This is a genomic window from Pseudomonas sp. AE27, from assembly GCF_037113495.1.
GTDB lineage: Bacteria > Pseudomonadota > Gammaproteobacteria > Pseudomonadales > Pseudomonadaceae > Aquipseudomonas > Aquipseudomonas palmensis.
Genome location: NZ_CP146966.1, coordinates 2,229,952 through 2,243,494, shown reverse-complemented (window position 1 = coordinate 2,243,494; position 13,543 = coordinate 2,229,952). Strand labels below are relative to the sequence as shown.

At 66.3% G+C, this 13,543-nt stretch carries 13 protein-coding genes and 1 tRNA gene; 6 read left to right on the top strand and 8 right to left on the bottom strand.

Annotation, left to right across the window (positions count from 1 at the left end; translation table 11 throughout):
* Positions 1-98: 98 nt before the first annotated feature.
* Entirely contained in the window at positions 99-479 is a 381-nt protein-coding gene (locus tag V9K84_RS10170) for a hypothetical protein (RefSeq protein ID WP_043864065.1), read from the top strand.
* 46 nt (positions 480-525) lie between these two features.
* On the opposite strand, the gene V9K84_RS10165 is transcribed toward V9K84_RS10170, so the two are convergent.
* The 6 genes from V9K84_RS10165 to V9K84_RS10140 form a co-directional block, all read right to left on the bottom strand.
* On the bottom strand, positions 526-1,746 hold the full coding sequence (locus V9K84_RS10165; RefSeq protein WP_058540342.1) for a zinc-dependent alcohol dehydrogenase: 1,221 nt from the start codon (positions 1,744-1,746) through the stop codon (positions 526-528).
* A 74-nt stretch (positions 1,747-1,820) separates the two neighbouring features.
* Entirely contained in the window at positions 1,821-2,615 is a 795-nt protein-coding gene (locus V9K84_RS10160) for a DUF3618 domain-containing protein (RefSeq protein WP_088514417.1), read from the bottom strand.
* On the bottom strand, positions 2,612-3,040 hold the full coding sequence (locus V9K84_RS10155; protein WP_178075062.1) for a phage holin family protein: 429 nt from the start codon (positions 3,038-3,040) through the stop codon (positions 2,612-2,614). Before V9K84_RS10155 ends, V9K84_RS10160 begins: the two co-directional genes overlap by 4 nt.
* The gene (locus V9K84_RS10150; protein WP_088514419.1) at positions 3,040-3,621 is read right to left on the bottom strand and encodes a hypothetical protein; all 582 of its coding nucleotides are present in this window, start codon (positions 3,619-3,621) and stop codon (positions 3,040-3,042) included. The genes V9K84_RS10155 and V9K84_RS10150 overlap by 1 nt, the downstream gene beginning before the upstream one ends.
* A gap of 185 nt (positions 3,622-3,806) precedes the next feature.
* Positions 3,807-4,280, bottom strand: a complete 474-nt coding sequence (locus V9K84_RS10145) for a hemerythrin domain-containing protein (protein ID WP_043864060.1) — start codon at positions 4,278-4,280, stop codon at positions 3,807-3,809.
* A gap of 219 nt (positions 4,281-4,499) precedes the next feature.
* Positions 4,500-6,290, bottom strand: coding sequence for a thiamine pyrophosphate-requiring protein (locus tag V9K84_RS10140; RefSeq protein WP_338794334.1), 1,791 nt, complete (start codon positions 6,288-6,290; stop codon positions 4,500-4,502).
* 176 nt (positions 6,291-6,466) lie between these two features.
* Between V9K84_RS10140 and V9K84_RS10135 the strand changes: the two genes are divergently transcribed.
* Positions 6,467-7,507 carry a GlxA family transcriptional regulator gene (locus V9K84_RS10135; RefSeq protein ID WP_229590272.1) on the top strand — a complete coding sequence of 347 codons (1,041 nt, stop codon included), beginning with the start codon at positions 6,467-6,469 and terminating at the stop codon, positions 7,505-7,507.
* A 124-nt stretch (positions 7,508-7,631) separates the two neighbouring features.
* Positions 7,632-7,706, top strand: a tRNA-Gln gene (locus V9K84_RS10130).
* Positions 7,707-7,860: 154 nt separating this feature from the next.
* Here V9K84_RS10130 and V9K84_RS10125 read toward each other — a convergent pair.
* Both V9K84_RS10125 and V9K84_RS10120 read right to left on the bottom strand, forming a co-directional pair.
* Entirely contained in the window at positions 7,861-9,090 is a 1,230-nt protein-coding gene (locus V9K84_RS10125) for a DUF3422 domain-containing protein (protein ID WP_088514421.1), read from the bottom strand.
* Between the two features lie 5 nt (positions 9,091-9,095).
* On the bottom strand, positions 9,096-9,698 hold the full coding sequence (locus V9K84_RS10120; RefSeq protein ID WP_088514422.1) for a TetR/AcrR family transcriptional regulator: 603 nt from the start codon (positions 9,696-9,698) through the stop codon (positions 9,096-9,098).
* A gap of 97 nt (positions 9,699-9,795) precedes the next feature.
* Here V9K84_RS10120 and V9K84_RS10115 point away from each other — a divergent pair, with 97 nt between their 5' ends.
* From V9K84_RS10115 to V9K84_RS10105, 3 genes are all read left to right on the top strand, one after another.
* Positions 9,796-10,545 carry an SDR family oxidoreductase gene (locus V9K84_RS10115; RefSeq protein WP_043864056.1) on the top strand — a complete coding sequence of 250 codons (750 nt, stop codon included), beginning with the start codon at positions 9,796-9,798 and terminating at the stop codon, positions 10,543-10,545.
* Positions 10,538-11,296 (top strand): SDR family oxidoreductase, encoded by a 759-nt coding sequence (locus V9K84_RS10110; protein ID WP_078481155.1) that lies wholly within the window; start codon positions 10,538-10,540, stop codon positions 11,294-11,296. The genes V9K84_RS10115 and V9K84_RS10110 overlap by 8 nt, the downstream gene beginning before the upstream one ends.
* A 160-nt stretch (positions 11,297-11,456) precedes the next feature.
* Positions 11,457-13,532 (top strand): hydantoinase/oxoprolinase family protein, encoded by a 2,076-nt coding sequence (locus tag V9K84_RS10105; protein ID WP_088514423.1) that lies wholly within the window; start codon positions 11,457-11,459, stop codon positions 13,530-13,532.
* Positions 13,533-13,543: the final 11 nt, after the last annotated feature.

The window sequence follows — 13,543 nt, the reverse complement described above, 5'->3', positions numbered from 1 at the left end:
TTCATCCACCCAATCGCACCCTGGCGCACGCGCGCCCTCAAACCCCCTGAATGGCCCGTGACACGGGCCCGCATTCAACCGGATCGAGGGTGAGCACCATGCCCCAGGGAAGCAAAGCCAAGTACACCGCCGAGCAGAAACGCAAGGCGCAGCACATCGAAGAAAGCTACGAGCAAAAAGGCACGCCCAAAGCCGAGGCCGAGGCGCGTGCCTGGGCCACGGTGAACAAGCAGTCTGGCGGGGGCGAGAAAAAGGGCGGCTCAGGTCGCAGCACCCCGGCCGGCGAAAAGCACGCCGCTGCCTCCGACTCGGCCAAACGCGCCGCCAGCACCCGCGCCGGCCACGCGCGCACCTCCACCACCTCGTTGGCCAGCCAGACCAAGCAAAGCCTGCTCAAGGAGGCGCGCAGCAAGGACATCAAGGGGCGCTCGAGCATGACCAAGGCGCAGCTGATCGAAGCGCTGCACGCCCACCACTGAACCCGCCCGACGCTGACCGGCGAGGCCGCCGGCCAGCGTCACGGGCTCAGGCCACCACGCCGTCGTCGACGATGGCCATCGGCAACTCGATGCTGCTGTCGCCAGGCGTGAGGATGACCTTGCGGCACTCCTGCTCCTTCTTGTCGAAGATCCTGTAGCCCTCGGCCGCCTGTTCCAGCGACAGGCGGTGGGTGATGATGGTTTCCGGCGTGAGCGCGCCGGTTTCGATGTAGCCCAGCAGTTCGGGCAGGTAGCGCTGCACGTGGGTCTGGCCCATGCGAAAGGTCAGGCCCTTGTCGAACGCATCGCCGAACAGGAAGCCGTGGATGAACCCCGAATACACCCCCGGCACACTGACCACACCGCCGCGCCGGGCTGCCGCGATGCACTGGCGCAAGGCCTTGCCGCTGCTGCCCTCGAGCTTGAGCGCGGCCAGCACGGTTTCGGTGGTGCTGCCCTTGGCCTCGAAGCCCACCGCATCGACCACACCATCCACCCCGCGCATGCCCGGGGTCTGGCGGATGATGGTATCGGCCGGGTCGTCGTCATCGTCGAAATTGATCGGTATCACGCCATACGCCTGCTGCGCATAGGCCAGCCGGTAGGGGTGGTGGTCGACCATGAAGATGCGTTCGGCGCCGAGCATCCGCGCCACCGCCGCGCACAGCAGCCCGACCGGCCCCGCGCCGTAGATGGCGAGGCTCGAACCCTGGCCGATCTCGGTGTTTTTCACCGCCTGGAAGGCCGTGGGCAGGATGTCGGACAGAAACAGCACCTTCTCGTCGCTCAGCGTGCCGGGCACGCGGAACGGCCCGGTGTTGGCCTTGGGTACGCGCACGTACTCGGCCTGGCCGCCGGGTACGCCACCGTACAGGTGGCTGTAGCCGAACAGCGCTGCGCCAGAGGGGATGAGCTTCTTGTTGAGGATCGCGCCGCGCCCGGTATTGGTGGTCTCGCACGCGGCGAACAGGTCCTGCTGGCAGAAGAAACAGCTGCCGCAGGCAATCACGAACGGGATCACCACGCGATCGCCCGGCTGCACCGCGGTCACCCCGGTGCCGACTTCCTCGACCACGCCCATGAACTCGTGACCGAAGATGTCGCCGTCTTCGACCGCCGGGATCTTGCCGCGGTACAGGTGCAGGTCCGAGCCGCAGATGGCGGTGGCGGTCACCCGCAGGATCAGGTCGTCGGGTTCTTCCAGAATGGGGTCGATTACGGTATCGACCCTGACGTCGTGGGCGCCGTGGTAGGTGAGTGCTCTCATGGTCTCTCCAGCTTCGCGTAGGTAGGTGCAACACAGAGGGGCGTGCCCCGGCGCACAGGGCGCCGGGGCGACACTCAGGGCCTGAAGCCCAGCCCGTCGGACAGGTCGGCAGGCCCCTCGCGGGGGGCCTGCGCGGCAGCTGCCGGCGCGCTGGCGTCGGCGTTGTGCACGGCCTCGGTGGCGTCGGCGTACAGCGCCTTGCCGGTGCGGGTCACCTTGTCGGCCAGGGCATCGCGGGTTTCGCCCATCAGTTCGTCCTCCTTGCGCGTGCCGGGCAATGCCGCGCCCAGGGCCGCGCCGAGGGCGATGCCGATGGCGGCCAGCACCAGCGGCTGGTCCTTGAGCAGGTGGTCGAACTGGCCCTTGAGCTGCGCGGCCTGGGCCTGCACCCGGTCGCTGGCGTGGTGCGCGGCCTGGCGCACCTTGTCGGCCGAGCTGCCCAGGCTGTCGCTGGCGTCGCGCGCCTTGTCGTGGGCCACGTCCGAGGCGTGGTGCAGGTGCTCGCCGGCCTGGGCCATGGCGCCCTTGATGCCGCTGGCAGCGTCGCCCAGCGTGTCGGCCAGGCCGCTGCCGCCAAAGGTCGGGGAGCCGGGTGAGAAGGGGCGGTTCTGGTTCAGCGCCAGCCACGCAAGGCCCACACCGGTGAGCACGGTGGGCACCGGGTTGTGCTTCAGGGTGGTGCCCAGGTTCTGGAAGAACTCGCCGCCGTTGCCCTTGAAGTACGCCATGCCCTGGTCGATCAGCTGGCCGGGGGTGAGGCGGTGTTCCAGCGAGTCCACCAGGTGGCTGATGCTGGCGCGCTTGGCGTCGATCTCCTGCTCCAGGGTTTCCGGGCTCTTGTGCGATTCGGCTTCGAATGAGGTGCTCATGAGACTTTCCTCTTCAGTGCGTCCTTGTCCCGTTGCAGGGCATGCAGGGTGCGGTCGGGGGTGAGGTTGGACGGGTCGAACTGCTTCTTGCCGGCCTGCAGCATCACGAAGCCGATGACCAGGGTCACCGCGCCCACGATCAGCGCCGCCAGCCAGGGCGCGACCACGTAGGCCAGGCCGTACACCGCCGCCATCAGCAGGATGATCAGGCCCGCCAGCAGCACCATGGCGCCGCCGGCCACGGCGGCTGTACCGGCCTTGAGGGTGGTCAGGCTGCGTTGCAGTTCGGCCTTGGCCAGTGCCAGCTCCTTGGTGAACAGCTCGGGCACTTCACGGGTGAGCTGGCGCAGCAGGCTGCCGATGCTGGTGTTGTCGTGCTCGCCCGGTGGCGCGGGGGGCAGGGTATCGAGTGGGTCGCGTTCCATCACACACCTCCCTTGAAGCTGTCCTGGGTGTTGGGGCCATCGGCCAGGGTGCGGCCGAGCGGGTCGGCGGGCACGGGGTTGTCGCGCAGCGGCGGTACCGAGCTCTGGTAGGGCGCGCTGGCGCCGTAGGCCTGCGTGGGGGTGCCCGACGCGGTCGGGTGGCTGCTGCTGGCGCGCAGGAAGCGCGACAGGCCAAAGCCGATGGCGACGCTGCCGGCCAGGAACAGCGTGGGGTTGTCGCGGGCCAGCTGCGCGCCCTTGTGCACCAGGTCCTCGATGCTGTTGTCGCGGACCTGGTCGGCAAAATCGCCCAGCCCGCTGGCCAGTTGCGCCATGTACTGGGCCAGCCCGAGGGAATCCTTGCCTTCAAGGGCCGAGGCTGCCGACTGGGCGCCTTCGACCAGCGAGTCGAGCTGTTCGGCGGCCAGGTCGCGATACTGCTCGTACTGTCTGGCGCCGTGTTCCCTGGCGTCGTCGAGCAATGCCCCGGCGTCTTCGGCCAGGGTGTGCAGGTGTTCCTGCGGGGTGCCCTGGGGCGACTGCGAGGCGTCGCCGTGGGCCGACTGTTCAGTCCCGTTCATTGTGGTTCTCCCTTACGTTCGGATAAACGCCGGGCACACTGCGCTGATTGCCAAGCACTGTTTTACGGACTCTCAGGCGGATGACGATGGACGTGGCGGCAGAGTTCAAGGCAAGTGACAGGTGACTGCCAAGGGCACGACCAAAGGTGGGACGGGCCCGCCCGGCGGCGGGCCTGGGGAAGGGGTCAGTGGCTGGTGGTATTCTTGAGGGCCTTCATGTAGTTGGCCTTGAACGCCTGCATCTGTTCGCCAAGGGCCTCGAGTTCGGCCTTTTTCAGCAGCTTGCGGGCCTGCGGGAACATCTCGGACTCTTCTTCCTCGATATGGTGTTCGAGCAGCTCCTTCACCACCTTCACGCGGCCGGTGAACTCCGGGGTCGACGGGTCGGTGGTCTTGAGGTCGGGCAGCACCAGGGAGTCGACGGTGCGGTGCTCTTCCTTGGCCTCGTAGTACATCACGTCCTGTTCCTTGCCGCCGGCCTGCTTGAACGCCGGGTAGAGGATCTGCTCCTCGATCTCGGTGTGCACGGTGATTTCCATCTCCAGTTCGGCAAGCAGCTGGGTGCGCGTCTTGACGCCGCGCTCGGTGGATGCGCTCAGTTTTGCCAACAGGGCCTTTACGCGCTTGTGATCGGCTTCGAGCAGTTCAATGGCATTCATGGTGATCTCCGATGGCGGGTACGGTGGCGTGTTCGCCTCGGTAGTCGTTGCATCAACGGTGCCAGCCTGCACCGCTGGAAAAACCTCGTTGAATCAACGGCGTCGCCAGCGCATGGGCAGCGTCAGGCTTGCAAATTGCCCGAAACGGCCACCGGATCATGCAGTTTGGATGAAGGCACACTGCCCACGCCGCCTCAGCGAAGCGGCGTGGGCATGCAATCAGCGCTTGCGCTTGGGCAGCACCGCGCTGAGCACCTGCTTGGCGGTCTGGGTGATCACGCCGGCTTCGTCGGAGTCGCCCTTGAGCAGGGTGGTGGCGAAGTTCTTCGCCTGTTGCACGGTGATGTGCGGCGGCAGGGGCGCCACGTTGGGGTCGGTCTTGAACTCGATCAGCACCGGGCAGTCGCTGGCCAGGGCCTGCTCCCAGGCGGCGGCAACGTCTTCTTCACGCTCGACGAAAATGCCCTTGAGCCCGATGGAGATGGCAAACAGGTGGTAGGGCACGTCGGGAATGTTCTGCGACGCCTCGAACTTGGGGTCGCCCTCCATTACCCGCTGCTCCCAGGTGACCTGGTTGAGGTCCTCGTTGTTGAACACCGCGCAGATCCAGTTCGGGGTCTGCCACTGACGCCAGTACTTGGCCACGGTGATCAGCTCGGCCATGTTGTTCATCTGCATGGCGCCGTCGCCCACCAGCGCGATCACCGGGCGCTCGGGGTGGGCGAACTTGGCCGCGATGGCGTAGGGCACGGCCGCACCCATCGAGGCCAGCCCGCCGGACAGCGAGCACTGCATGCCGCGGCGGATCTTCAGGTCGCGGGCGTACCAGTTGGCGCACGAACCCGAGTCGCTGGTGATGATGGCCTGGTCGGGCAGCCGAGGTGACAGCTCGTGCACCACCCGCTGCGGGTTGATCGGGTTGGCGCTGACCAGTGCGCGTTTTTCCAGGGTCTTGTCCCAGCGGGCGCGCCAGCCTTCGACCTTCTTGCGCCAGCTGCGGCTGGTCTTGCTGTCGAGCAGCGGCAGCAGGGCGCTCAGGGTTTCGGCCGCATCGCCCACCAGGTTGACCTCCATCGGGTAGCGCAGGCTGAGCATGTCGGGCTGGATGTCGATCTGCACCGCGCGGGCCTGGCCCTCCTTGGGCAGAAACTCGGCGTAGGGGAAGCCCGAGCCGATCATCAGCAGGGTGTCGCACTCCTGCATCAGCTTGTAGCTGGGCTCGGTGCCGAGCAGGCCGATGGCGCCGGTGACCCAGGGCAGTTCGTCGGGCAGGGCGGCCTTGCCCAGCAGCGCCTTGGCCACGCCGGCGCCGAGTTTTTCGGCCACGGCGATGACCTCGTCGGTGGCGTTCAGCGCGCCCGCACCAACCAGCACGGCGACCTTCTTGCCCGCATTGAGGGTGTCGGCGGCGCGCTGCAGGTCGGCCTCGTAGGGCACCACCCTGGGCTTGCTGTAGCCGACGCCCGAATGCAGGGTGCCGTGGGCACGGGCGGGTTCTTTATAGGGCAGATCCTGCAGGTCGTTGGGCAGGATCACCGCCGTGACGCGGCGCTCGCCCACCGCCGTGCGCACGGCACGGTCGATCAGGTGGCGTACCTGGGAGGGTTCGGAGGCCTGCTGCACGAAGGCGCCGGCCACGTCCTTGAACATCGACAACAGGTCCAGTTCCTGCTGGTAATGGCCGCCCAGCGCGGTGCGGGCCTGCTGGCCGACGATGGCGAGCACCGGCATGTGGTCCATGCGCGCATCGTAGAGGCCGGTGAGCAGGTGCGAGGCGCCGGGGCCGGAGGTGGCGATGCATACCCCCAGCTCGCCGGTGAACTTGGCATGGGCTGCGGCCATGAACGCGGCCATTTCCTCGTGCCGCGCCTGGATGAATTCGATCTTGCCCCGGGCCCGGTCGAGCGCGCCGAACACGCCGTTGATGCCATCGCCGGGGTAGCCGTAGATACGTCGCACGCCCCATTGATACAGCCGCTCAACCAGGAAGTCGCCCACTGTCGTCGTCATTCGATCCCTCACGTTTACAAGTGATAGTCAGAGGTCTGGACCGGGCGCGCGCGCAGAAAGTTTCAACTGTCGAGCGTGGCGACGACTATCGCGGCGGGGGCATTTGAAGGCATATTGCCGTGCCACCCGGCGTGCGCTGCACGCTTTACCAGAACAACCAGAAGAGGCAGAACGTGGTGCAACGGCGGCAGTTCAGCGGTGCCCTGCAGGGCTCGAACCTGCGTTTTGTAGGCGGGCAGGGTCACGGCAGCGGGCCCCGGGCGCGGGTGGGCTTTGTGCTGCTCGAACATTTCTCGTTGCCGGCCTTCACCCAGGCGCTCGATACCCTGGTCACCGCCAACCTGATCCAGGCCGATGCCTTCGCCACCACCACCTTCAGCCTTGACGGTGCCTCGGTGGTCAGCGACCTGGGGCTGGTGATCTGCCCGGATGCCCCGCTGGGTTTGAAGACGCTCGAAGGCCTGGACCTGCTGGTGGTGTGCGGTGGCCTGCGCACCGTGCTGCGCCCGCTGCCGGAGCTGGCGCTGTTGCTGCAACGGGCTGCGCAGGCGGGGGTGGCGTTGGCGGGGCTGTGGAATGGTGCCTGGTTTCTGGCCCAGGCCGGCCTGCTCGATGGCTACCAGTGTGCGGTGCACCCGGAGAACCGTGCGGCGCTGGCCGAGCTGGCCAGGCATAGCCAGGTGACAGGGGAGAGCTACACGGTGGACCGAGACCGCCTGACGGCGGGCAGCCCGGCGGGGGCGTTCAACATGGTGCTGGAATGGATCGGCCAGCGTCATGGGCGTGGCCTGGTGGATGCCGTGGTCGATATCCTGGCCTACGAGGCCTCGCGCTTTCGCCGGGTGCAGCCGACCGTGCACCAGAACATGAGTGCGCCGCTGCGCGAGGCGATCAAGCTGATGGGGGCCAACCTTGAAGAGCCGCTGAGCCAGGTGCAGTTGGCGCAGTATGTGGGGTTGTCCCGGCGTCAGATCGAGCGGCTGTTCCAGTCGCAGCTGGGGACCACGCCGGTCCGTTACTACCTGGAGTTGCGCATTACCGAGAGTCGCCGGTTGTTGCAGCACTCGGACCTGGCGTTGATCGATGTGGCCCTGGCGTGCGGCTTTGTTTCGCCCAGCCATTTCAGCAAGTGCTACACCTCTTTTTATGGGTACGGCCCGTCGAAGGAGACGCGATTTGGCTGCGTGAACGGGCCGCAAAAGCCGGACATGCCGTAAGCCATGCGGTAACCACCTGTTTTTTCGTTATTTTTTATCGTTGGGGGCTTCCCTGGCGAAGCGAAAGTTGGTACATTTCCGCTCATTCCTGCCGAGGCCTTTCATGGGCTTCCAGTTGCATCACAGGGGCGTCGCCAAGCGGTAAGGCAGCAGGTTTTGATCCTGCCATGCGTTGGTTCGAATCCAGCCGCCCCTGCCATTTTTTCCCGTATCAACCTTCCCCAACTATCAAAAGCTGCTTGATTGCGGTTGGCTTCCGTTCGTGCTGCGTTTCGCTGCCGGGCCAGCGGCGCCAAGGCTGCAGGCCATGGCGCTCGGTTTAAACAACGTAGGTTCAAACGCTGGTCGCAGGGCTAGTGATCGTTGTGCTTGACCTTGCGCACCCGCACCAGAATCAACCCCAGCACGCCGATGGCCAGCGGCGCCATGCCCAGCAGTGCGTCCCGTGCGCTGACCTGCAGCCCCATCACCGTCAGGCCTGAATAGATCAGCTTGAACAGGTTGAGCAGGTAGTAGGTGATGGCGATGATCGACAACCCTTCCACTGCGCGCTGGATCTTGATCTGGGTGTCGGCGCGGGTGCTCAGGCTCTTGAGGATCTCCGCGTTCTGCTCCTCCATTTCCACCTGCACCCGTGCCTGCAGCAGGTCGCCCAGGTTGGCCACGCTCTTGGCCAGCTGGTCCAGGCGCTGTTCGGTCACGGCGCAGTAGCGCACCGTGGGCTTGAAGCGCCGTTCGATGAAGATACCCAACCGCTGGCAATCGCCCAGGTGGCTTTCGCGCAGCTCGCCCAGGCGCTCGAACACCAGTTGCGCATAGGCCTGGGTGGCGCTGAAGCGGTGGCGGGTCTTCGCGGCGCTGCGCACCATCTGCGCCGACAGCCCGGCAATGTCGCCCAGCAGTGCCTTGGCGTTGCCCGGCTGCGGGTCGGCGTTGCGCTCGGACAGGCTCACCAGGGTTCTGTCGTAGGCATTGAGCTCCACGCTCAGGGCCTTGGCGGTGTCCAGCGACAGCGAGGCCATCATGCGGTAGGTCTCGATCTCCAGCAGGCGCCGGATCATGCGGCCCTGGCGGTAGGCATTGAGGCGCCTGTTGACGAACAGGAAGCGGTTGGTGCCGTCCTCGCCCAGGCGAAAATCGCTCCATACCCGCGCATCGCCCCCGCCAATGCACGAGCCGCACGGGTCCTTGAAACCGTAGCGCGACAGCTCGCCGGCAAATGCCGCGTCGTTGTGCACCATGATCTGCACGGCATTGATCAGGTACGGCAAAAAGGCATCGACCCTGTCCATCAGCAGCGCGGGCAGGGGCTGCCAGTCCGGCGTCTGCTCGGTGGTGGTGACCACCAGGGTGAGGGTGACGAACTCGGCGTGCCGTTCCCATTTCAGGGCGTGGCCTTGCAGTCGGGTGATGCCCTGCACGGCGCCTGGGCTCACCGGCTCCGGGCAGCACTGCTGCAGCAGCGCCTCGCAACGTGCGTCGTCGCTGAGAAAGGCCAGGTGGTAGACGTGGGCGGGCTCGTCGAAGTACAGCGAGGGGCGGGCGTGCAGCTCGTTGTGCAAGGTCTTGCGCTGTGGGTGCATGTAGATCAGGCCATGTTGGAATTGTTCTTGGCGCTTTCGATGATGCCCGTGACGAAGGTGATCAGGGCCTGGGTCAGGCCCTGTTCGCTGACCTGCACCCCGCGCCACTGCGCATGCCCGTACAGCATGCCGATGACGGCATGGGTGACGAGGCCGATCGCGCCTCCCTGGCGCCCGTCGCGTGCACACTCGCTAGCAATGATGCCGCTCAGGATCGACGTATGGCTGCGGTTGAGCGCGTCGATCTGCAACTGCTGTTCGTGGGACAGGTTGACGTACTCGCGAGTCACCAATTGCACGCGATGGACGTGCGCCAGGTTGAACCGCACAAACGCCTGGACGAAGCGCTGCAGGCGTTCTTCGGGGGTTCTGGCGCCTTTCATGCAGCGTTTTGTGTCGAACACCAGGTCGGCCAGGGTCGACTCGATCAGCTCGAACAACAGGCACTGCTTGTTCTCGATGTGGTGGTACAGCGAGCCGGCACGCAGGCCCAGATGGCTGGCCAGGTCGCGCAGGCCGATGGCCTGGTAGCCGCGGGTGGCGAACAGTTCGGTGGCCGCGTCGAGCAGGCGGTCCCGGGGCGAGCAGGCAGTAGCGGCAGCGGGCATGGCGCAGTCCTGTATGGGCATCGAGCGGGGCAAATTCGGTTTGACCAAATGTAAGACAACAGGCATCTTACGTAAAGACTAATGCGCGGAGGTGGTTATGGAAGGTCAGACGGTCGTAATCGTTGGCGGTGCTTCGGGTTTGGGCCTGGAAACCGCCAGGTTAATGGTCAAGCGTGGGGCACGAAAAATCGGCTTGATCGATCGCAATGAGCAGTTGATGGCCGAGGCGGCAAGCACCTTGCGCGCCCTGGATTGCGAGGTGGCCACGGCGGCGGCGGACATTTCGCGCCAGGCCAGCGCCCATGCAGCCTTCGGGCAGGTCGTCGAGGCGCTGGGGCGGGTGCACTGCCTGGTCAACAGTGCGGCGATCTACCCGCGCCAGGACATCTTCGAGATCACCGACGAAGAGTGGGACCTGGAAAACGCGGTCAACATCAAGGGCACCTACCACATGATGGTCGCCGCCGTGCGCCACATGCAGGGCTTCGTCGCGGCGCCGCAGGTGACCGGGCGCATCGTCAACGTGACCTCGGTGGACGCCTTCAAGGCGCACCCGCAGAACGCCCACTATGCCGCCACCAAGGCGGCGGTGGTGAGCCTGACCAAATCCTTCGCCCAGGCCTGTGCCAAGGACCAGATCCTGGTCAACTCGGTGGCGCCGGCCGGTTTTGCCACCGAGCGCGCCCGCCAGCTGGGTTTTCTCGGCGAGCTGGCCGCCGCCAACCCGCTGGGCCGCGCGGCGGAACCTGCGGAGATCGCCGAATGGATCGTGATGATGGGCAGCAGCCGCAACAGCTATGCCACGGGTGAGAACGTGATTGTCAGCGGGGGTTACATCTATGCCTGAAGCAGCCGCATTACCGGCCTCCTACCGCTGTGCACTGGTGACCGGTGCCACCAGCGGCATCGGCAAGGCCATCGTGCTGGCCCTGCGCGATGCCGGCCTGCAGGTGATTGCCGTGGGCCGCAGCCGTGAGGCGCTGCAGGCGCTGGGCCAGGAGCAGGGCGTGGTGACGGTGGAGGCCGACGTGCGCCAGGCCGACGCCTTTGCCCAGGTGCTGAGCCAGTACCCGGTGGACGTGCTGGTCAACAATGCCGGGGTGCTGTCGAGCCGCGCCGCGTTCCAGGATATGGACCCGGCCGAGATCGACACCATGCTCGACATCAACCTCAAGGCGCCCCTGCACCTGACCCGTCAGGTGCTGCCGGGCATGGTGCAGCGCGGCCATGGCCACCTGTTCTTCATCGGCTCGAGTGCCGGGCGTGCGCCGCACCCCGGGGCGGCGGTGTATGGTTCGTCGAAGGCCGGCATCAGCCTGTTCTGCGACGCGCTGCGCTGCGACCTGCTGGGCAGCGGGGTGCGGGTGACCGAAATCGCCCCGGGTCGCGTGCAGACCCAGCTGTACCGCACCGCCATGGGCATGCAGGCCGCGGGCAGCGAGCTGTATGACGGCTACGCCTCGATCATGCCCGAGGACATCGCCCAGCTGCTGTTGGCGGCCTTGCGCCTGCCCGAGCAGGTGGACGTTTCGCGTCTGGAGGTGTTCCCGACGGCCCAGGCCGTGGGCGGCGCGCGGATGGTCAAGACGCTCGGCTGAGGCAGGCGGTGCCGGTGCGCACGGCGCATCGGCACGCCAGCCCGGGCGAGGGTGGAAAAGCGTGGTGTTAGTGCTTGACCACCTGTAAGACAACATATAACTTACATTAAGCCCGCCAACCAGTCGGGTGTGACAAGCACAAGAATTCAGGGGAACGACGATGACTGCTACAGCATGCCGAGTCGGCGTGGACATAGGTGGGACCTTTACGGATATCGCGCTGGATGTCGGCGGGGTGTTGCACTCGACCAAGATTCTGACGGACTACGCATTGCCCGAGCGTGCGATCCTCACGGGTGTGCAGGCGGTCGTCGACGCGGCAGGCCTGAAGCTGTCGGATATCGAGCAGCTGATCCACGGCACCACCCTGGCCACCAACGCCCTGATCGAGCGCCGCGGCGCGCGCACTGCGTTCATCACCACCGAAGGTTTTCGCGACACGCTGGAGATGCGCACCGAAAACCGCTTCGAGCAGTACGACATCAACATTGCGCTGCCACCGCCGCTGATCGAGCGCGAGCACCGCTACACCCTGCGCGAGCGCCTGGACGTACGCGGCAACGTGCTGATCGCCCCGCAACAGGCCGATATCGACGCGCTGGTGCAGCGCATCGGCGAGGGCGACTACCAGAGCGTGGCCATCGGCCTGATCCACAGCTACATCAATGGTGCCCACGAGCGCCTGTTGCGCGACGCCCTGCAGGCGCGCCTGCCACACCTGTCGATTTCGATCTCCAGCGAAGTCTCGCCGCAGATGCGCGAGTTCGAACGCTTCAACACCGTGTGCGCCAACGCCTACGTCAAACCCCTGATCAAGTCGTACCTGGACCGCCTGGTGGTCACCCTCAAGGCCGCCGGCGCCGATTGCCCGGTGTTCATGATCCATTCCGGCGGCGGCATCATCTCGGTGCAGAGCGCCGCCGAGTTTCCGGTGCGCCTGGTGGAGTCGGGCCCGGCGGGCGGGGCGATCTTCGCCGCCGACATTGCACGCAAATACGCGCTCGACGCGGTGGTGTCGTTCGACATGGGCGGCACCACGGCCAAGATCTGCCTGATCGAGAACCAGGTGCCCAAGACCGCCAAGACCTTCGAAGTGGCGCGCACCTACCGCTTCAAGAAGGGCAGCGGCATGCCGATTTCCATCCCGGTGGTGGAGATGGTCGAGATCGGCGCCGGCGGCGGTTCCATCGCCAGCATCGACAGCATGCGCCAGATTCGTGTGGGCCCGCACAGCGCGGCGTCCGAGCCGGGCCCGGCCTGCTATGACCGCGGTGGCCTTGAGCCGACCATCACCGATGCCAACCTGCTGCTGGGCCGCCTGGATGCCGACAATTTCGCCGGCGGCGCGCTGCGCCTGTCGGTCGACAACGCCGCCAGCGCGGTGGACCGGGTGATCGGCCAGCCGCTGGGCATGGACCCGTGCACCGCCGCCTTCGGCATCTGCGAAGTGGTCGACGAGAACATGGCCAACGCCGGCCGGGTGCACGCGGTGGAGAGCGGCAAGGACATTGCCGACTACACCATGATCACCTTTGGTGGCGGTGGCCCGCTGCACGCTGCGCGTCTGTGCGAAAAGATGGGTGTGTCGCGCTTTCTGGTGCCGGCCGGCGCCGGGGTAGGGTCGGCCATCGGTTTTCTGCGTGCGCCGTTCGGCTATGAAGCGGTACGCAGCGCCTTCGTGCGCCTGGCCGAGTTCGAGGCGGGGCAGGTCAATGCACTGATCGACGACATGAAGGCCGAGGCCCTGGGCTTCCTGCGCCAGGGCATGCCCGAGGGCGAGCCGGAGATGGAGTGCACCGCGTTCATGCGCTACGTCGGCCAGGGCTGGGAGATCCCCGTGAGCCTGCCGTTCAAGGCTTTCAGCAACAGCGACACGGCGCAGTTCAAGACGCTGTTCGAGGCGGCCTACACGGTGTTCTTCGGCCGCCCGATCGAAGGCCCGGACGTGGAGATCGTCAGCTGGTCGGTCAAGGCCAGTTCGCCCTTGCCGCCCGTGGCGCTGGCCAGCCAGGTCAAGGCCTCGCACCGCGCCCACGAAGTGGCGCGTCGCCAGGTGTTCGACGTGGTCGCCGGCGGTTTCGTCGATGCCGGCATCTACCAGCGCGAAGCGCTGCAGGCCGGTGCGCGCATCGATGGCCCGGCGATCATCGCCGAGCGCGAAACCTCGACCTTCGTGTCGTCCTCGTTCACCGCCACGGTCCAGCCCGACGGCTGCCTGCTGGTCGTCCGGCGCTAAGCCGCATTCGT